This window comes from Paenibacillus campi, from assembly GCF_034659835.1.
GTDB classification, from domain to species: domain Bacteria; phylum Bacillota; class Bacilli; order Paenibacillales; family Paenibacillaceae; genus Saccharibacillus; species Saccharibacillus campi.
Genome location: NZ_JAXSQZ010000001.1, coordinates 802,657 through 823,544 on the forward strand (window position 1 = coordinate 802,657; position 20,888 = coordinate 823,544).

Annotated in this window: 12 protein-coding genes; all 12 read left to right on the forward strand. The window is 44.6% G+C overall.

The window, feature by feature from the left end; translation table 11 throughout:
- Positions 1–1,206 precede the first annotated feature (1,206 nt).
- The 12 genes from U1I11_RS03170 to U1I11_RS03225 all read left to right on the forward strand — a co-directional run bounded on the left by U1I11_RS03170 (position 1,207) and on the right by U1I11_RS03225 (position 20,743).
- Complete coding sequence (locus U1I11_RS03170) at positions 1,207–2,940, forward strand: ATP-binding protein (protein WP_322903735.1); 1,734 nt, start codon at positions 1,207–1,209, stop codon at positions 2,938–2,940.
- Between the two features lie 434 nt (positions 2,941–3,374).
- Entirely contained in the window at positions 3,375–4,130 is a 756-nt protein-coding gene (locus U1I11_RS03175; RefSeq protein ID WP_322903737.1) for a class I SAM-dependent methyltransferase, read from the forward strand.
- A 37-nt stretch (positions 4,131–4,167) separates the two neighbouring features.
- Positions 4,168–4,611 carry a GNAT family N-acetyltransferase gene (locus U1I11_RS03180; RefSeq protein WP_322903738.1) on the forward strand — a complete coding sequence of 148 codons (444 nt, stop codon included), beginning with the start codon at positions 4,168–4,170 and terminating at the stop codon, positions 4,609–4,611.
- 416 nt (positions 4,612–5,027) lie between these two features.
- Positions 5,028–5,558 (forward strand): hypothetical protein, encoded by a 531-nt coding sequence (locus U1I11_RS03185; protein WP_322903740.1) that lies wholly within the window; start codon positions 5,028–5,030, stop codon positions 5,556–5,558.
- Between the two features lie 18 nt (positions 5,559–5,576).
- Positions 5,577–8,378, forward strand: coding sequence for a DUF6603 domain-containing protein (locus tag U1I11_RS03190; RefSeq protein ID WP_322903741.1), 2,802 nt, complete (start codon positions 5,577–5,579; stop codon positions 8,376–8,378).
- Between the two features lie 22 nt (positions 8,379–8,400).
- Positions 8,401–9,828, forward strand: a complete 1,428-nt coding sequence (locus U1I11_RS03195; protein WP_322903743.1) for a hypothetical protein — start codon at positions 8,401–8,403, stop codon at positions 9,826–9,828.
- The gene (locus U1I11_RS03200) at positions 9,809–10,852 is read left to right on the forward strand and encodes a hypothetical protein (protein ID WP_322903745.1); all 1,044 of its coding nucleotides are present in this window, start codon (positions 9,809–9,811) and stop codon (positions 10,850–10,852) included. Before U1I11_RS03195 ends, U1I11_RS03200 begins: the two co-directional genes overlap by 20 nt.
- A gap of 34 nt (positions 10,853–10,886) precedes the next feature.
- Positions 10,887–12,551, forward strand: coding sequence for a Hint domain-containing protein (locus U1I11_RS03205; RefSeq protein ID WP_322903747.1), 1,665 nt, complete (start codon positions 10,887–10,889; stop codon positions 12,549–12,551).
- Positions 12,541–14,568 carry a DUF6765 family protein gene (locus U1I11_RS03210; protein ID WP_322903748.1) on the forward strand — a complete coding sequence of 676 codons (2,028 nt, stop codon included), beginning with the start codon at positions 12,541–12,543 and terminating at the stop codon, positions 14,566–14,568. Before U1I11_RS03205 ends, U1I11_RS03210 begins: the two co-directional genes overlap by 11 nt.
- Before the next feature lie 13 nt (positions 14,569–14,581).
- Positions 14,582–18,148, forward strand: coding sequence for a hypothetical protein (locus tag U1I11_RS03215; RefSeq protein WP_322903749.1), 3,567 nt, complete (start codon positions 14,582–14,584; stop codon positions 18,146–18,148).
- A complete protein-coding gene (locus tag U1I11_RS03220) occupies positions 18,132–19,457 on the forward strand; it encodes a hypothetical protein (RefSeq protein WP_322903750.1) in 1,326 nt (441 codons plus the stop codon). The genes U1I11_RS03215 and U1I11_RS03220 overlap by 17 nt, the downstream gene beginning before the upstream one ends.
- Positions 19,445–20,743, forward strand: coding sequence for a hypothetical protein (locus tag U1I11_RS03225; protein WP_322903752.1), 1,299 nt, complete (start codon positions 19,445–19,447; stop codon positions 20,741–20,743). The genes U1I11_RS03220 and U1I11_RS03225 overlap by 13 nt, the downstream gene beginning before the upstream one ends.
- Positions 20,744–20,888: the final 145 nt, after the last annotated feature.

Consider the following 20,888-nt stretch of genomic DNA (forward strand, 5'->3'; position numbering starts at 1 on the left):
TAATCAAGGCATGGTGGAGAATTTATTTTATTTAGAGACTGGATAAAGTTTTTGTTGATTTAACCTTGTATAATTGAGTCATAAGGTTTATAGTAGGGCGACATGGAAACAGAACAAAGAAGGTCCGACAATAGCTGTGTCTATGTAGTCGGGCCTTTTATGTATGTATAGAATCGGTTTCTATGTAGCGATCATCGCTCGGGGCGGTCAAGACGGATTGAATAGTATGTGTAGCATTGCATAATTATTTTTAATTTGCGACTGGATTTGTGGATGGGAACTTGCTTAATTGACAGATGTGTGGGAAAATTTCACTAAAGCAATCCAACGTGGACTGTTGCAATTATTGCCAGTTGGCGTCGATCGAATAGGTATAATTCAAAGCATGCTAAAAGTCTGTTCGGCAGGGGAGCTGAACGATAACCGGCTTTTTTCATATTGCTTGGAGGCATTATTAGTGTGATCGTACAGTCGGGAGCCGACGGTCAGCGTAGGGACAAGTTGAAGTGTTATATGCGTCGTCCGCGTACGAATGAACAGATATTAAACTTATTGTGAAAGTTATGTGATGCTTGCGGAGTCATTTGTGCTACTTATGAGAGATGCCCGCTGCTGACAGGACAATAGAACAGCAGGTGAACATTTAATTATAGAAGCGGACCGATTGGCAGAACAGGTAATGATGATTCAATACCTGCAACAACCGGATTTGGTCCAGCGATTTGGGGCCAAGGGTAGGGACAGAACAAAACAGGACTCTTTGTACAGCCTCAGCTATGTAGCGAAAAGCGTACAGATGAAAAGCCTGCACTGTTCATGCACTATATCTCTTGGCTCAAACTGCTTTTATGCGAATATCGCATTATTAATTAAGAGATCGGTATTCATTTAATGTTTGCGGTTTCCAAACACGATGTGCAATGTGTTGGAAGCGATCATTTCCTAACAATGTGGATTTGATGGGAAACTACGTAATAATGACCTTTTATGTGCATCTGGTACAGTAATTAATGATGACTATTCGCAGTAATTAGCAGGTCGCGCACACTAACACGACAGTGGGCGAATTGCCTTTTCATATAGATCGGAAATTCTGGAAACAGAGTTTAGAGCCGATGAGGATGCGCCTGATGCAAGCGGAGCGATAAAACTGGCTGATACTCTGGTGACTGCTGCGGAGATTCAGCAGAATATGGGGAAGGGAAGATGAAGGCAATGACAAATGCAGAGCATGAAATTATGGTTTTGCGGAAAACAATTGAAGATCTTTCCCACCAGATTATCCAGAGTAAGCACCAGGAACAAAAAACGCTGTCCGAATTTTCCGCCATGAACAATGAACTCGTTAATTTACAGCATCTACTTGCCAAAAGCAATGCAGAGTTAAGTGAAGCACGTGAGGAAGCGGAGCTGGCGAATCAGGCACGTGCTCGTTTTCTGGCGATTATGACGCATGAGATTCGCACACCGATGAACGGTGTAATCGGGATGGCGGAAATGCTAATGTCGTCCGAATTGACGGAAGAACAAAAGCGTTCTGTGATGCTGATTCAGGAATCGGCAGAGCTACTGCTCAGTATGATCAACAATATGCTTGATCTGTCCAAAATGGAAGCAGGCAAAATGCAATTGCAAGAAGGCGTAATCAATATGCGGCTGTTGCTTGATCATATTGTACGGCTAATCGAACCAAAAGCGAATGAACACGACAATGCAATTTCGACCTTTATCGATTATCGCGTGAAAAGTGATCTGATCGGAGATGGTGGGCGTATCCGCCAAATTTTGCTCAATCTGATCAACAATGCCAATAAATTTACACGCAACGGCAAAATCGAAATCAGTGTGCAATTGAAGGAAAATCGTGCAAATCTACAGATTCTCCATATCGAAGTGTCTGATACTGGCATTGGGATTGCACCGGACCAGCAACAAAAATTATTCCAGCCTTATGCACAGGCACAGCGTCCGGAGCAGCATGGTATGGAAGGAACGGGGCTGGGCCTCTCTATCTGCAAGTCATTGGTGGAGTTGATGGAAGGGACAATTGATTTGAGAAGCGATGAAGGTAAAGGATCGGTATTCTGGTTTGATATTCCTTTGAAAAAAAATACAACTGCACAAGCGCAGCCTGAATATGAGCAAGAGCGTACGACCGGACAGCGTCACGGTAACAAATCGAATACGCCGGTCGCCCGTGTAACCGATCAACCCATTTTGATTGTTGAGGATAACCCGATTAACAGTCAGGTCATTCAGCTTCAATTGAAAAAGATGGGGATGAGCAATGTGCATATGGCGATCAACGGCCAAGAAGCATTTGATGTGTTTTTACAACATGAATATGTACTTGTGCTGATGGATAACCGGATGCCTATTATGGATGGATTTCAGGCAACACGCAAAATTCGAGAGCTGGAGCGCATGAAACTGCGCGAGCCTGTACCGATTATTGCGCTGACAGCCAATACAAGTCCTGAAGATCGGCAGCGCTGTCTAGAAGTCGGCATGGACGATATTTTGACCAAGCCGGTCAATTTGGAAAGTCTGACCCGTATTTTGCACAAATGGTTACCAGCGGCAGCGATGACCGAAAAGGCGCTTGATATGAATGTGATTCAGGAAATTATCGAGTTAAATGAAGAAGGCGATCCTGAAGTGCTGCGTACGTTGATCGATATGTATCAAAATGAAACGCCTGCCAAACTGGAGCGTTTGCAACGATTGGCAAGTGAGCGCAATCTCAAAGGACTTACCGAAGCTGCACACGAATTGAAGTCTGGCAGTCTAAGCATCGGTGTGCATCATCTGTCCAAACTGTTATCCGAGATTGAGCAAAAAGCTCGTGATGGCGAAATGGACGACATTGAGCTGTTGGTCGATTCGTTATTTCCCGCTTATGAGCAAGTCTGTCTGGAGCTGAGACAACTGGTGAATTAAGCTTTATGTAGTGGGAAAGATAACATATAAGTAGGATGATTACTTTTGTCAGCATTTAACAGAAGGTAGACAAAAAGGATGAGTATACATGTAGTGATATGATGGATCGATGCTAAGCGGTATGGAATAAAATCCTGCATTCCCAATTGGGATGCGGGTTTTTTGTTATTTTTAGCAAGTATAAAGATGGGCATCCTCTGTCAAAAAGCAACTTTATCGTGGTCGATTTCAATGTAGAAAGCGTATAGGTGGCAGCTTTTTGTCAACTAATCGATGCTTACATATAGCATATGTTCATTGCATTTTCAAATCGGAACGTATAAGCAGATCGATTATGGATGGGCGAAAGATTCAGTCTGTGGGTAATGGTATACGATGGAATGTTTGCATATTATACCAATACAATCGATGCAGACAGAAAGGTGGATTTTAGCATGAGTGGGTCTTTTCATACGGCAAGAGATTCGGAGAACGAGTATCATCAACAATTTTATAAAGAAAATAAACTGTTTGAAGACGGAAGCTGGATGTCGCGTCCGACTCCGCTGGCGATGGAACTGCTGGAACGATTACAGCAATATACACCTGCGCCACAAGTGCTTGATCTCGCATGCGGCATAGGCAGACATGCGATTCCGATCGCGCAACAGTTGGAGCAGGGCGGTAATGTGATCGGTGTTGACTTGCTGGAAGACGCAATTAAGCAGCTTCAGCAATATGCGGAGCAATACGAAGTGAGCGATCGCATTAAAGGTGTAGTCGGTGATGTGGAGCATTATGAAATCGCCCCGGAGCAATTTGATTATATCATTGCGACCGGATGTTTGGAGCATGTATCGTCACAGCAGGCGCTGCACGCTGTAATAGAGCGAATGCAGGCGGGTACACGTACAGGAGGTATTCATTTTATATCGATGACATCGTCTGTTCAACAGGTCGATCAACAGAGCGGACAGGCGGAAGCAGGCAATATTGAGCTAAATCTAGATACGACTGAATTGCTGCAATTGCTTGCACAGGCATATGATAGTTGGCAGATTATCGCTCACAAAGCAGTCGCACAGGCGATCGAAGAAAATAAAGACGATCATGATATTGAGCTACAAGGCAACTGGGTGACTTTTGCCGCGATCAAGCAGCCGCATTCGAATGAGCCGGAGCTATTGCGACAGCACGGACAAACAAGGTAAACTATGAAAGTGTGTTGGACAGACGGGAGGGACTATAATGCTTGAATTGATGAATGAACGATTGGATGATACTGAACTGCGGCAGTTATTGTCGTACGCTGTATTTCCGGATGATGAAGTATTGGATGCGGTGTTGGAACAATATCGTCATGATCCGCAGCAGCGTCTGTACAAATATGTAGAAGATGGTGCAGCGATCGGTGTAATTGGCTGTGCTGCCGATCAGGAGATGGAACAAGCGCTGCGCATTCGCCATCTGGCAATTGCTCCGGAGGAACGTGGACTTGGCTATGGACGCGGTATTATTTTGCTGCTGCTGGAACAGGAACAGCCGGCTATGCTAATGGCGGAAACGGATGCGGAAGGTGTGGAATTTTACCGCAATATCGGTTTCTCGGTCGTGAGTACAGAGCTGGATGAAGCAGCTTCGGATTCGTATATGTGTATTTTTCATGCGGATGTGGAGGAGCAGGAGGTGTAGAGGATAAGCTATAGGAAGCCGAGCTGTTCATCTGTTCATCATAACGTACGGTGAGCATAGGAATTGCGTTAACGGTTGATGACTATATTTGTTTTAATGAAGCCCGGTTCTAATGAGAATCGGGCTTTTTAGTCTAGTTTATACATTGGATTCATAGCTAATCCGATTTGTAAATTAAAGATTTAATCAAGAAATAATAAAGAAATGTAATAAAAGTTAAAGTTATCTATATAAAGGTTGTATGTGGTAATTAATTTGAATATGATAAGCGAGAGAGCAAGCAAAACCAATTTGCACTCTCTGGAAGGCAGTATTTATTTGAAAAGAATGCTGCTCAATACAGCGATTCAGCATCGTAGCTTTCAGTATACATCGTATGATCATTATACTATTTGAAATGCGAAAGGATGAATGGGATGCCTGTTATTGCTAAAGGAGAAAATGGAGCACCAAGCAAGCATATTCAAGCGTTTATTGATCTAAGATTGTTGAACTGTAATTTGAAAGGCATTTATGAATATCAGACGATTGAAGAACCGGCAGAAAAGAAAACTAAAATTTTGATTATGCCTACGGATGAAAAGCCGGAGAGCATGTTATTGACTGAATTGATTGACGAAATCAATAACATCATTAGCTCTTTTAGCGGCGGAGAGCAAGTTAGCACAGACGATATGAAAGAAACATTGAACTCGATGGGCTTAACAGTGCTTAACACGCTTCGCGTGGAATTGCGTCAATTGTTTCTGTATGTGGATAAATCGAGTATTGGAGAGAAGAAGCATTGTGAGTACGCATTCAATTTTGTCGTGCTTCATGAAGTGGCGCCGGACGAAAGTTTGAAAGTATTTGAAATCCAAAAGTTGGGGTTAGCCATTTACAATACGGATCGCAAAAAAGTAATCGAACGCATGGAGCTTCAAGATATCGACCAATTGTTGGCTTAATGTAGGAGGCGATATCTATTGAAAAGCTATGATGCTGAATCCATTTCATCTTCTACACCAACCGTCGTTTTTTACAGCGATTTTTCGATTAATACCGCTCAGTTTCAGCTTACATTTATGAAAGATATGCAAGGTATACTCGTATCAGGAGCATGGGTGAATCAGAAGACTAGATTTGAGTTGAATGATTTGACCGACTATTTTGAGATTGAGTTACCGGAATTTTTGGATTTTGAGTTTGTGCTGGAAATGGTGAAATTGAAATATTTCACCAAGGATAGCAGTTTAAGTTTTGCCGCGACGATTAAAAATTTTGGGAAATTAACTTTAGCCACTACCAAAGTCGAAAAACAAAAGAAACGAAATTATAAGATGGATTTGGAGTTTAACCGGACGTTAGAGCTGGCGCAGCTTCCGATTATCGGTAACTTTTGCGATGCTGGTGATGGATTTATATTTGAGCAAATTGGCGTCAATTATAAGCCGAGCGATGCGCTTGTATTTTCTTTTCTCTCCAAGTTGTTGATCAAACGACACTCATTAAACCTCAACATTGACTATGCCGAGTCATTAAAGTCAAAACCTGTTCGCGAGGCGAATTTGTCACCGACTCGTACGGCAAGTCAGCCTGCAACAGCTTCACCTGCATCTTCCCGCAAAAAAATATACTGGTTAGACATTAACAAAGGATTTAGCGTATTATATTTTTCTAAAATTGGCGCAAGTCTTAATAAATCCGAGCTGACGCTGTATTTGGACGCCAGCTTTACGATTGCAATGCTGCGGATTGATTTTTATGAATTGTATGTGTCCGCTTCGTTGAAAAAATTAACGGATGTCCAGTTTGGCTTGAACGGTTTGATGGTCAGTATGGAGAAACCGAGTTTTTCCTTGTCCGGTGGATTGTATAAATCGCCGGAAGAAGAAATGATGTATAACGGAGCTTTAAGTTTACGAGTGGGCTCTTATGGTTTTCAAGCATTAGGCTCTTATGGTCAAATGCCTGGTAGTAATGAAAAGACGTTTTTTGCTTATTTGATGTTGTCGCTACCATTAGGCGGGCCAGATTTCTTTTTTGTAACTGGGCTGGCGCTTGGATTTGGTGTGAATCGTTCGATTAAGCTGCCTGGAATTGAAGGTGTTAAAGATTTTCCATTTGTAGCGGCAGCAATGGGGACGAGTTCTAAGCTTAAAGCGGATACGCCGCCAAGTGTAGCGTTAAGTGCGCTTAGTAAAACGATTGTACCGGATTCAGGTCAATATTTCTTGTCCGCCGGTATTCGCTTTCTTACGTATGGTGTGCTGGAAAGTTTTGCATTGCTAAATATTGAGATGGGCAAACGTCTCGTTATTTCCATGCTGGGCTTGTCTAATGCGTCGATGCCACCTAAAGTGACCGGCTCACCGCCGATTGTGCAGGCTGAACTGGCACTGAAAATGGTGTTTGATCCACAACAAGGTGAATGTATGATGATCGCGGCGCTCACCGATCGTTCATTTATTCTTGATCCTGCATGCAAACTGACTGGCGGCTTTGCGATCGGTTTTTGGTTCAAAGGCGAGTATAGTGGCGATTTTATCGTGACGTTAGGCGGATGTCATCATCCTGAGTTTCAGAACGTTCACTATCCAGCGATTGCACCGCTTGGTATATCTTGGATCATCAGCGATCAAATTTCGATCAAAGGTGAAGCGTATTTTGCGCTTACACCGACTTGTCTAATGGCAGGTGTCAATGCCCAGCTTTTGTTTGAGCGCGGGAATTTACGAGCATGGTTTTGTGCATCGGCTGATTTTATTTTGAAATGGAAGCCGTTTTATTACCGTGCTACCGCTCAAGTTAGTATCGGTGCCTCCTATCGGGTTAGCATTTTTGGCATCGGCAAAACGTTTAAAGTTGAAATTGGGGCAGGTTTGGAATTGTGGGGGCCTGAATTTTCGGGCAATGTGCGGATTAATTGGTTTATCATTTCGTTTACGATCGGATTTGGAGCAGGTAATAGAGCGTTACCAGCGCCGATTCAGTGGAATGAATTTGCCGATAGCTTTTTGCCAGGGGCAAAGCCACAGCCTGCTGCTACGGTTCGAGCAGCTAATGCGACTACAGCCGTGAAGCTGAATACGGTTCATATGGCTGGTGGATTGATCGCTGAATATACGGATCAGCGCGGTCAAAAAGCGTATGTGTTGGACGGCTTTAATGCTGCTTTTACGGTCGAATATAAGATGCCGTGTACGGAGTTGCATTTAAATGGACAGTCATTGTTAACCGATAACGTTCAACTCGGTATCGTGCCAATGGGACTTGCGGATGTAAAAATACAGCAGCAAGTCAATGTCATGCGTAAAGAGGATCAACAGCGTGTAGAAGGATTTACTGGAACGACTCAATTGCGCAATGTACCAGCAGCATTGTGGGCGACTAAAGCGCCACAGATGAGCGATTCGCTCATTCGCGATATGCCTGTCGGGATGGCAGTCAATATGAGTGAGCCTTGTATCGTCAGACATATTTTGCCGTCTCAGGGAGCTTATGATGAAGCGGTATTGGATGAACGGGAAAGTATGACAAGAACAGCAATCTATACTGCGCCGATTTTTGCTGATGGCGTACAGTATCCGTCAGATGAGCAAACCGTCGTGCAGCGATTGCAAAATACGATTGGAAATCACGCGGTTCGTGATACGTTGCTAGCTGATACGGCAGCCGAATTTGGAACATGGGAGCAGGAGCAGCTGCATAGGCTTGCCAGTCATCCTAAAGCGGTATTGTTTGCAGCGCCAGAGCTGCGTACAATCGGCGCAATGTACGCATCGTAGCCGAACCAGAAAGTAGAGGAATATGGGGAAATCGATTCGTTTTGCCGAAATGTGTGAGCCTTCTTTAAAAGCTGGAACCTATGAAATCCAAATGGAGCCGGTTACGACTATCGATTGTCAGCTTGCCAGTGAGATTGTGGAGTTTACGGTCGCGACCGAACGATTTCACTTGCCGCCCAATCAGGTGTATTCGGTATATCCACCAAGAGAAGCGGTTGGCAATTATGAGCGTTGTTTACCGCATATTGTACTCCATCGACGTACATTGCCGTGGGAGAAAAGATTATTACCCCACTATCCGCATATGCCCTGGGTCGCTTTGCTTGTATTTGATGAGGCAGAGACAGTACAGATGAAGGAAAGCACTTGTGCGGAAGTGTTACAGCCTGAAGCCGGTGTATTTGTACCTGCTTTGTCATTGCAAACGCATGAGAAGAACGATGATGCTTGCATGTATATTCATGTGCCTGTGCCGCTGTTAACGAGCATATTGCCATATGGTGATGCATTATCGTTATTAGCACACGGCAAAGGGGTCAGCTTGGATCGTAAAGTAACCGATGCAACCGTACAGGATAATTGGTTTGCGACGGTAATTGCCAATCGGTACAACAGAGAGCCAGTCGATGAACATCCTGTGCGTCATACCGCTTGTTTAGTGTCGCTGGAAGGGTATGAAGCTTGTCTGGATAACGAGCCTAAGCGCCGAGAAGCATTGGCGGGTTATGAGCAGGCACGGATGATCGTTTTGGCAAGCTGGAGCTTTTCGATGTCACAGACCGCATTTGATTTTAGTTCAACCGTATCTTCGCTCGATGCTGCTATTCTGTCTACGCCATATGGTGGTAGTCAAGCGCAAGTGAAGCAGCTTTGCAAATTAGGGTATTTTCCGCTGAATCATCATATTCGTGACGGAAGTAAGGCAGTGTCATGGTATCAACCTCCGCTTATTCCATATGAGCAGCAACGTAGCGAGACGAAGTGCAAGCTATTTGCCGACCAATGGCTTGCTTATGATCCGGGTATCGGTATGCTGGATATTCGTTATGCTAGCGCCTGGCAGCTAGGCAAATCGATGGCATTGGCGGATCGCGCTTATGCACAGCGACTGTACGCTTGGCGTCAACAAAATAAACAGCTTGTTCGTACCGCTCGTTATCGGGAAACATTAAGCCGTCATCTGACACCGGATGTGATTGCTCCTAGCGTAGATGTGATACAAGGACGGGCGATGGTAGATTCGGATGGAATTGACATGCAGTCGACAGAAGTGCAATCTGCACCGGTCAGTTTGTTGGCGACGAGTTTTTTGCATGCTGCTCGTAATGATCAACAAATTGGAATCGCAGATAGCGGTAAGCTGGATGTGCTTAAGCAACTCAATGCGCGTTATGCTTCCATTTTAAGCGGAATAATTGGGGGATTGGACGATGAGACTATGGGCAAGTGACCAACAACAGCCGCAAGCACGTGCTGCTTCCATACTTCACAGCAGTCCAATGGCTGAGATGGAGCTGGAAAGTTCGAGTCCAACCGCTGAGAGCGATTCCGACGATATGGATCGACTGGATTCAAGTCCGATCGGTGAGCTTGATTTCAGCGAAATGGATCGGATGATTTCTAATCCGCAGGCTGAAATGGATTCACGTCCGCTAAATGCGATGGAATATACGTTTGTACAACTGGCTGGATTGAGCAAACAACAGTCTGCTCCACAAGGGGCAGAGCGAGAATTGGTGACCTGGTTAAGTGAGTGTTGCTTGCTGGACAATGTCCCTTTTCATTATTTGATTCCAACCGAGTCGATGCTGCCGCCTAATTCGATTCGTTTGTTTTATGTGAACCCGGATTGGCAACTTGCGCTGGTCGATGGTGCATGCAGTCTTGGGCGTAACGGATCGATGGATTTGGCACATGATCGACAGTTGATCGACACCGTATTTGCGCAAATTGGCAAGCAGATGAAAGCGATACGGCCGTTATTGCAACATAAGCAGGTCGATCCGCAGCAGCTTGGTGATCGGGTTGATGTGATCGGTGGATTTATATTGCGCTCGCCGCTCGTTCGTGGCTGGCGTGGACTGGAATTTCAGGCATTGTCTGCGGACGATCAAGTATTGCGTGCTTTGCGTATCGAAACACTATCGGATGAACTGTTGATCGGGCTGTTTGATGGTGTGCCTTATAAGCTGGAATTGGCTCAACCGCCGGAAGGATTTCACTTTGGCTTTTCGGCAATGAATGGTCAATATCGCAAACGAATGCGCCATCTGGATACAGGTGCATTGCTGGCAGAATCGGAAACTGTGGAAGTTGTCGTGTCCGATACTAAGGCACGCACGATCGATGTGTGCCAAACGGCTAAAAATATAGAGGCATCGTTAGGAAAAACGGTCACATCGGCTGAATTTGCCTTGCAGATGATTCAGACGCCCTATATTGGTCGTATTCAGCGGGTCGATCAATCTTCTTGAATGATTGTTTTTAATTGGAAAGGGGATAGTAACTATGTATTCATTTTTAGGCGAGCATCATAACAAGGTTCTTAATCAGATTGACTCCAAAGTAGGCGTAATGCAACTTGATTTCTCGGATGAAGCTCATTACGGTTTCTTTTTGGATGAAGTGGGCGGACTCGGTAAGTTTGAGTCGGAACATCCGGAGCTTGTACATCTGTTAGAAGATATGCGTCATCCTCGTTATCAGGAACTGGCGAGCAAGCTGTCCGCTATGGTTCCGATGAAAGGAGATACGACGAATCAAGGTTATATTGTAGGACCGCATGATTTGATGATCGTGGAGAATGTCATCTTCAATAAAAAACCGCAATCCGATCGCTTAGAAGCGACAGCTACGATCCGAGCCGAATATGTAAATAAAAAAAGAATCATTAAAGTGACTTCCGAGCTCGTTGATGTGACGACTCAGCAGGTGCTGTATTCTATGACAGAGATGGTGTCCGATACGTATTCTTACAAAGGGGAGCTTAAAGTCGAGCTGCCGTTTGATCATGAGCAAGACCCTCGTACATTGATCGTCAAAAGCTTGTTTTGGTGTTTGGATGAACCGAAGGCGCAAAGTTCAGCAAGAAGTAATAGTATGTTTGATTTTGTTAACAGTTTTGTCGCTGCACAACCTGCTTTTAGAATCACAGAAGGTTCAGAGTTTATTAAATCGTTTACGTTAAATGATCCGGTTATTCGACCTGAACATAAAAATAATCCTAATCATACACAAGTTAAAGTTTCGTATACGCGTGAAGGCATGATTCCGGATTATGATTATAAAAATGACGAAAATCCATTTAAGGATGGCAATCACGAGCGGATTATGGTGCGGCTTAAGTTTTCCACTACGATTGAAACGCAGCCAGGCTATTACATTTTGGGACTTGATGAAAACGAAGAATACCTTGTATTTTTACGGAATGTAGTAAATGGAACGATTTATCATTACGGCGGCTTTGATAAGATTGAACAAAAACAAGAAGCCTGGGATGACCAAAATCGGTGTGTCAAAATGACGATTACTTTTCCGGAAACGTGGGACAGTGTGCTGGATTTTAAAACAGTAGGTTATCAAGCGTATACAGACATTTATTTTCACGCTTCTTTTGTGGCAGTGCTAAAAAGTAGTACGGCTCCAGAAGAAGAAGTAGAGTTGGTATCTCTTTCCGTCAAAAGTGATGATGAGCCGGGCAATTATAACCTGCTCAATATTCGTTGTGCCCAAATTTATATTCAATGGGGTTGTGTTGGCAAAGAAACGGAATTGGTGATGGCGGATCGCTCGCTAAAACGTGCGGATGAGATTGCCATCGGGGATTGGTTGCTTGATGTGAATGGCAATCCTGTACAAGTACGAAACATATTTACTGGATCAGAGCATCGTCTGTACGACGTGCAAACGGCAAAGCGTCATGTTCGTGTGACACCTGCTCATATGATGAGTACGGATGAGGGATTGCGGATGGCGATTGATTTGCAAGTAGGTATGCATTTAAATACCGTCGATGGTGTCGAGCCGATCACTGCACTGGAATGGTCGATATATGATGATACCGTCTACAATTTTGAGTTTGAACAGGAAACCCTGATTGTCGGTAATGGCATTGTGATCGGAGATTCGATGCTGCAAAATCGCAAAAGGGAGCTGGCACTACATGAAAATTGATTTTCACTATTTTACAATTAAATTTCTAGCGGCTCGTTCCGGTTATAACGAAGCAGAAGCACAATTGATTGCGACCGCTTGCCAATTTTTGAATGATAATAGTGCCGACAATGCATTGAATGCGACGATGAATAATTTGTCTGCTGAAATTAAACGTCTTCGTCTGTATGTGCCTGATCCGTCAAGTGGATCAGGTATGTATAAAGTACCTTTGTTGCTGTCGGCAATTTCCGATGATCCTAATTTTGCCAAGTTAGAAGATCAAACGATTCAAGAAGAACGGCTTATTCCTTTTTCTTATTTTGCTGCCAATGCGAAGGGAAGTGGCACTAATTATAAAGTGACACCACTCAAAACATTGAGTGCGAGCACGGTATTTGGCGATTTGTTTACAAGATCAGCTCGCTTATATTCACCGCCTAGTGATCCGCAGCCACTTGCGCCAGCATCGATTCAGGCGTTGCGACGGCTTGGTATATTGCTGCATACGGTGTCAGACAGTATGGCTTACCATTTATTTAATGGCTATACAAGTAAGCAAAATGACTGGCGCATTGAAGATGCCAAAGATGTGCGTACATTTGATGATTTGACTCCACGGTACAAAACGGCTGAAATAACCAAATATCCAACCGTAGGCAAATTTAAAACGAGCAGTCTGACGGAAGATTATAATGTGCAATTCGTCGTTTCAAATTGGAGCCTTGGTACGGTTAACCCGGTTTATATCACGCGAATTAATAATGATCAATTTTTGAAAATAGCAAGAGTCGTCTACAATTTTCTGAATGAATTCCGTGGTGTGGAGCCGAGTGACCGAAATTGGCAGGATAATATTAAACCTATTTTACTGAAAGCATGGAATACGGATGCCAAAACTTATGCTGATTTAAAAACATACTGGAGCAGTCAAACACCATTGCAATATGACTATGATCCGATTGTGGCAACACAAAGTATCGTTCGTTGGGACCCGGCGCTATCACCGGAACAGCAAAGTTATTTTGATTTTGTCGTTATGTTGAAATATATGCGTGATGCTGTGACAGGTACATTACAGCTGCAAGATGATGCGGATGTGAGTATGACCAGAATGGCAGCAGTGGAGGAGGGCGTCTATATGGCGGAAGCGGATCAATCTATGCCAGAGCTGTTGGCATACAGTATGCCAGCAATAGAACCGCTGGTGGATTCGTTTACAGGTACGATTTCGGAACCGCAATTTAACGGGGAACAGTATGAAATGATCTTGCAGGCGTCTTTACCTGCCAAAATACGCTCATTAACAGTGAGCATATCGATCCAAGATACAGAGCGTGCAGAACAGATTTATTCCAATACGTATAAGCTGCAAAATATTAAAACGATTACAGATAAAATAGTATTGTTGATTCCGCATAAAACGCAACATTTGCAAGCCCGCGTAGTGTTGAAATGGATGGAAGATGGTCAATCCCAACAGCAGTTTATTACTCATAATTATACGATTAAAGGAAACGATGAGGTGGTATTGAATCAGCATTTGCAACAACCTCGCCATCGGGATGGAAGACCGGCGATTCAAGTAGTTAACGGTTCCCAAAGTGTAACGGCGGATTATTGTTATCCGAAAAATGCGATGTACATTTCGCAGCAAAAAGAACGATTGCTTGATTTGTATTTGCCGATTGATTATCAACTGCAACTGGCAGCCGGATTTTCGATGGCAGATTATACACAACCGGACATCGTGCTACGTACAGCCGATGGAGACGTGATTAAATATTGCAACAATTCCAAATTTGTAACGGTAGAGTTTAATGAAGAAACCGGTCTGATTGAAATCCAAGCTGAAGAAGAATGGAAAAATCGGATTTTGGTGAACACTTATCCTGCCAGTATTGCCAAAATGAAATTGTCGATGTCGCTGCAATTGAAAGTGATCTCAGACGATGAAGAAGGCTACCGATTGGTTGTAATTAATACGGATCATAACAACGAGTTAATTACCGATATCGAATATTTATGGAATCTGTAGGGAGTTGTAGTTGATGACAATCAATGCTCGTACCGATCTGTTATGTGTGCCGATGCGTGTGGATGCGATGATGGTCGGTAAAAGCCCAGCATCTCCGATATTTGCTAATATTCCCGATGCGTATGACCGACTGGCTGCCCATCCACTGGGAATGTATGTACCGAGTGGATTGATGAATATGAAAGAAACCGAAAAGCCTGGTGTGCATATTAGCTGGCTATTACCTGAAGGATTACGACAAGGGTTTCAAGCGGATCAGACGCAAGAACCGGAATATCCGCGTGTGCCTGAACGCTGGACTGTGACCCGTATATGGTGTTCCCAGCAAGAGCCTGATCGCATACAATGCAAACATTGGATCGTTGAAAGTGATGCGTTAGAAAGCGTATGTGATAATCATTTGCACAATGAAGACAGTTTGACCTTTCCGTGGCTGGATGATCCGAATGTTCCGTATCGTATTTTGGGCAGGTCTTATCCGTTTGGCAGCGATGTGAAGGAACCGCAAACACGACTGAACGAACTGTCTGCCAAAGGGCCCGGAAATCCGGCTTTTTCTGCCATGTATCCGTATCATGTGAATGTGTTTGGCTTTTACGATCAATTGCTAGATGACGATGGGAAGCGGCTTTGTCACGTATCACTACAGTATACGGTGCGGGGATATTACCGGGACGGGCTGCCATTGATTCAAACAGCCGATGATTGTCATGAGCGTTATGGCTGGACAGCACCCGCACGGTTACAATATCCCGCATCACTCGCACTACATGGCGGAATTACAAATTTGCCTTGGGTAGATGATACGACCGATTATAATAGCCCGGTCATTGAGCGGCTCAAGCAACCGCAATTAGCATTTGGCAATACGTCTGTAGAAGCGGTAGCGGCGTTGTATGGTCAACATGAACAAAATGATGAACGGTTGATGCATGTTCTGTTTAACGGTCAAAGCCAGCGCCTGTTAAATTTGAACGGTATGTATCAGACCGATTATGCGGAACATGAACGGCGTTTTCAAATCGCTAGCGAGCAAACGAGGTACATATTGCGCAGCCAACTTGAAAATGACACGTATGAAACCGCGCCATCGTTAACCGTTGCCGAGCAGACGCGCTTTCGTGCGTTACAGTCCGGCTTAGAGCAATGGTATCACCAACAATTTGCGCATGCTGCCAAACAATCGTCGATCTATGATTTATGGTACAAATATATGCTCAAAGCCTATCAACCTATGAACGATACGGTAGCAAAGAAAAACATTACACAATGGATGAGTACGTATAAGGCACAAATGGAAACCGCCATGAGCGAACTGGATAGCATGGAGCAGCAACTGCGAGCGCTACAGCAGGAATTGGACATCGCAGCAGAGCAATTGTCACGCTCGATCGAAGATCGATACAAGCTGGAAAAAACGGCAGGCAGCCGCTATTACGAACCTAATGCGCCTGCTCTGCTATTAGCTGGCGCTGGACGTGGAACATGGATACATGGAGCATCGACAACAACTGAAGCGCCCGCTTTGGTTTGCCGATTGTTGTCTGAAACGGTCGCTGCGTTACAGTTTGAGTTTACATTGCGCAACAAGGCGCATACGGTGCTGTTAGAGACGAGTGACTTGTTGACTGACGAGCAACAGAGCGGATTGTATGCTGAATTGCTAATGGAATCATTATGGTTTAGCGGCTTGTTCGTCGATCGGATTGTAACTGTGATTGGGCGTAAACTTGAGCTGCTTCCATTTACAGCTGCTGAACGGAAGCAATTAAGCGAAATCGTACAGCATATACAGCAGCAAGGCACCTACCGTACAGCTAATGATCATCAGCAGCTGCCTGATGCTATATGTATGCATGAATGGAAAGCGCCGTGGAATCCGGTGTTATTATGTTGGAAAGGTATCTATTATCCTGATCCCGACCTGATTAGCGCCACGCCGCAATTGCACAATTGGACATTTAATGAAACCGATTATGTGTTTAGCGGTGCAGAGGTGGATACGCGCAATCCGGTTATATTAGAAGGGCGTATTTACTTGACCCCTTATGTCGCGCAATTGATGCAAACGATGGCGGTAAAGCAGTTTGGCGATCAGTTGCCGCGACATTTACAACGACTGAATCTGGCTGACTATTTATCCCAAGTATTGGATGGATTTAATGCTGCCTTTTTGATGAATGGATTGGATTTGACCTTTCCGATCTTTGTTATGAATAAAGGTAGCTCCGAGCTGGCACAGCAGGTAGCTGCCGCCTTAAACGGCCATACGATGGAGCAGCCGCGATTTGGTTCGTTTTTCTCACCTTTGCGTGGCGGATTTTTCAAGCTGGATACATTAAAGTTAATCGATACTTTTGGGCAATCGCAACAGATCGAGTGTACCCATTATGCCGTCTCGGAAGATATGCGACGTTATGCACATGAAGTGGTCGATCAATATATTATGTTGCCGCCTCGTTTTATGCAGCCGACACGACTTGATTTTCATTGGCTACAGGCACGGAGCGATGAATATTGCGATTTTAGTCTTGCCGACTCACCGATTTGTGGTTGGATGATTCCGAATCATACCGATCAATCACTGCTTATTTATGATGAACAAGGCATTATGCTGGGCAGTTTGGTGACGACTGCTTTTGCGGGCAGGGATGTACAGTGGAGAAATGCGCCGGGAATATCTCAGCAGCCTGGTGTGCGTGTAGAAGCGGATCAAGCGGTGTCAGATGATATGCCAGCACGCATGAATCCGGATATGCGAGCTTTTTTAACTGAAATGTTGCGTCGGAGCGAGCAAGAACAACAGGATGTACTGACTCCATTTTTGGAAATTGTTGATTCTGCGATGTGGGATATGGATCAACAACAATCGGCGGATGCTAGCGGATTAAGTTTGTTTGTCGGTAAGCCGCTTATTTTAGCTAAGGCGACGATCCAACTTGTGCAAGCTGGGCCTCCGGCGCAGTATAAATCCAATCCGGGCGGAAGTCCGCAACATCTACAACCGGCAAGCCAGTCCAATGACATCTCGATTCAGCAGTTTCAGATGCCGCTGTGGATTGGGGAAGAACGTCATACCGGTGATGGAGCAGTTGGATTTTTTGTACTGGATGGTGAGCATGATTACACTCGTTTTAACAGCGCTTTTATTCAAGGGATGCCACAATCGGATTATTTGCAACCGAACTATCGCCTCGATCTTGCCGTTGACGCAGGAGCTGCTTGTACGAAGATCGCCGTTATTTTGGACCCGATGGAGGCGATTCATCTGCGCAGTGGAATGTTGCCTGTATCCGAGCAACGTATTCCGCCGGATCGCATTGAATCTGGAATGGAGCAGTTGTATTTAACATTATATACAGGGCCATTACTCGTTGGCGAAGGAGGATGGTTAATGCCGTTTACACGGCTACCGGAGCGCGATTGGACATTTGTTACGCCTGGAGATGAGGATGTCTGGCTTGAAATCGAAAGTTTGCAGCCAGCGAATGGCAATGCGTTTCTTGCTAAACCGCCTTTTCGTGCGGTAGAAGGATGGCTCAAGCTTAAAGCAGGAGGTACACATGAATCAAAATCCTAAACTGCAAGTCGATCGACTTGATAACTGCAAGTATATGATGGATGTGAACGAGAATGTGATTGCGGTAAATGCCCATACGACATTGACCAAAAGCAATCCAGTCAAAAATCGACTGACCTTTCAACTGCTCAACCCGGAGCGTGCCAAAGAGATCGTGTTTAACAATCCCGATCAACTTTCAGCTGAAGATATTGTGAAAAAGCTGCAACAAGGTGAATCGGTGGCAAATACGTCCTATATTAAATTTTTCGTTCCTTATGGTGAGCGTGAGCGCGATTTTATCGATGTAGAGCGTGCCAAATTGTTGTCTTTTACGACAGAAGGCGAAGGCTGGTCTGCTTCCCAAGGCGTCATTTTTAAAGATGAGGACAGTAATCAACCGTATATGAGCTTTGTGCTCAACTGCCTTAAACAAACGGTGATCAGAACGCTGTTCAGTTTGTATTTTCATTGTGATAATATTCAATCTTATGCTCCTCCAGGGCAAACGTATGTGTATGCCGAAATTCAAAATACGGTCGGCATTAAAGACGTGACCAAAATGTTTCCGATTCAAAAAGTAGCTGCCAAGCCGCGTATCCATAAATTTTTCTCCGCTAAAACGACACTCGGTGGAGCAGCTCATGACGAGGCTAAACTGGAATGGGCAATTAGCGGGGCTGAGCGGGGCGAATTGTCTCCAGATGAGGTTGATATTTTTTCATTGGCGGCGCCGGTACTGCAAGTGACACCTGGACGGAGCAGGCAGTATCATTTGTCGGTAAAAGGAAGCGGTTTAACGACTAATGCTTATATTAACGTATATACTCGACCGCCAGAAGTGCAAAAGCTGGCATACGATCGTAACCAACAGCATATCGTCTGGCAAACGGATTATAGCGATACGGTGCAGATGAAGGTCGATCATGTGCAGACGACAGTAGCATTACTCGGTTCATCCCCTGTCTCATTGGAAGGGAAATCGCAAGCGGTGCTAAAAGTAACCGGGTATTTATACACTGAGTTAGTCGGGGTGGCGCTTAAAGGTTATACATTGGAAAAACCGCAATATTTTAGCAGCCGCATGCGGCTGTATGCTCAATATACACATACGCGCTGGAGCTGGAAAACAGACGCGATAGATCAGGTGACGTTACAGTTCACTGAAGATGGCTGGACTTGGTATAAACATACGGTTAGCGCTACAGGTGAATTTGAGTATGTATCGGCAGAGCCGATTGTCGGCGCGAAATTAGTATGCACCAAAGCGGATGGCAGCATCTATACGACGCTTTGTCTGGACAAGGAGGCGGAGCAGTGGAACGTTTAATGCAAGCAAATGTACATGGAAGTAAGCAGATCGTCTTAAGTGAACATGTTAACGGGCAAGATTTAATTACCCGCAATTCGATTGATATTGAGATTGTGAATGTTAGTAGTGTGCAAACTGCTTTTTTTGTGAATCAGTTGCCGACCGGAGCGGCAGTGCCCGATATCGATGTCGAGCAGGATCAAGTATCGGTCATTTATATTCATTTTCTGATCGGCACGGGAGAGGCTTATTTGACAGAGTCCAAGTGGGCAGAAGGGATGGAATGTCATGCTCCATATGATTGGAAAATGGAGAAGGTGATCGATTCCGAGCAATATGGCGTATATTTCAAACTGTATCCGCTTAAAGATATAGGTCTTGAGCCGAGAAACAAAATTTATTTTAGCCTGACCAATCTCGTTTCGTTCGGTCAATCAAGTAAAATGGTATACGTCGCTGTGCGCTTTGGCGATGTGCTGATGGAAAGTATGGATGTAGTGGAGGATGAGGAACAACAGCAGATCATCAGTGCGGATGGGACTGATTTTTTGGCTTATTTTAAAACATCCCCCTTGCGTATCGTGCATCTCCAATGTGATCGAACGAGAGTCGCCGTTGGAGATAAAGTGAACGTAAGCTGGGCAGTTGCCGGTAAAGCAAGTAAATGCGTGCTCACACCAGGCGATCTCGTTGTCGAGCGTGTAGGTAGCATGGAGATCGAAGTGTTTGATGATACGACATTTCAGCTCTATGTGTTTGATGACGATAAGCAGCTTTCGGAGACGACGACCGTTTATGTTGATGCTGCGACGATCTCTGCTTTTACATGTGATTTGCCTGACTTAAAAGCGGTGTATGGACAGCATATTACGCTGTTGTATGAAGTGAAAAATGCGGTCAATGTGTATTTAAATGAAGGGATCGGACGTTTGACGGCGCAGCAACGTGCTGTTCGTGTAACCCCATCGCAAGCTTCGACTACGTACCAATTAAGCTGTATGGGCGCCAAAGGACTTGTGCAAAAAGAGCTGACGGTCGTTTTAACCGATTTGCTGGAGCTGCTTTCTTATGTATTTAATCGGATTAAACGTGCGGATGGAAGTTATAGTTACACATTACAATGGGTGGTGGCTCATTGCACGTCGATTCAGGTCACCACTTCTGATGGAGTGGAACATAGCCACGGGCAAGCACAAGGAACCGTTAATTTTACAAACGCTTCAGCTACACCGCTTTCATTTACATTGGATTGTACCGGTTCTTCCGGGCAGACGATTCACAAACAGTATTTCGCTAACGCGTAAGGTTGAAGTAATGCTTACCATAATAAGAGACTGGCGCGAGCAGTAAACTTGAATGAGTAAGACGACTGTATAGATTCGATATCAACAGACTGCCATCTGACGGATGGGCAGTCTATTGATGTTGGTTGTGCCTCCTAGGCTACTA

Bases quoted from the DNA above. Each gene is read 5' to 3' on its own strand.
- U1I11_RS03170 (WP_322903735.1), top strand. From the start codon at position 1,207: ATGAAGGCAATGACAAATGCAGAGCATGAAATTATGGTTTTGCGGAAA.
- U1I11_RS03175 (WP_322903737.1), top strand. From the start codon at position 3,375: ATGAGTGGGTCTTTTCATACGGCAAGAGATTCGGAGAACGAGTATCAT.
- U1I11_RS03180 (WP_322903738.1), top strand. From the start codon at position 4,168: ATGCTTGAATTGATGAATGAACGATTGGATGATACTGAACTGCGGCAG.
- U1I11_RS03185 (WP_322903740.1), top strand. From the start codon at position 5,028: ATGCCTGTTATTGCTAAAGGAGAAAATGGAGCACCAAGCAAGCATATT.
- U1I11_RS03195 (WP_322903743.1), top strand. From the start codon at position 8,401: ATGGGGAAATCGATTCGTTTTGCCGAAATGTGTGAGCCTTCTTTAAAA.
- U1I11_RS03200 (WP_322903745.1), top strand. From the start codon at position 9,809: ATGAGACTATGGGCAAGTGACCAACAACAGCCGCAAGCACGTGCTGCT.
- U1I11_RS03205 (WP_322903747.1), top strand. From the start codon at position 10,887: ATGTATTCATTTTTAGGCGAGCATCATAACAAGGTTCTTAATCAGATT.
- U1I11_RS03210 (WP_322903748.1), top strand. From the start codon at position 12,541: ATGAAAATTGATTTTCACTATTTTACAATTAAATTTCTAGCGGCTCGT.
- U1I11_RS03215 (WP_322903749.1), top strand. From the start codon at position 14,582: ATGACAATCAATGCTCGTACCGATCTGTTATGTGTGCCGATGCGTGTG.
- U1I11_RS03220 (WP_322903750.1), top strand. From the start codon at position 18,132: ATGAATCAAAATCCTAAACTGCAAGTCGATCGACTTGATAACTGCAAG.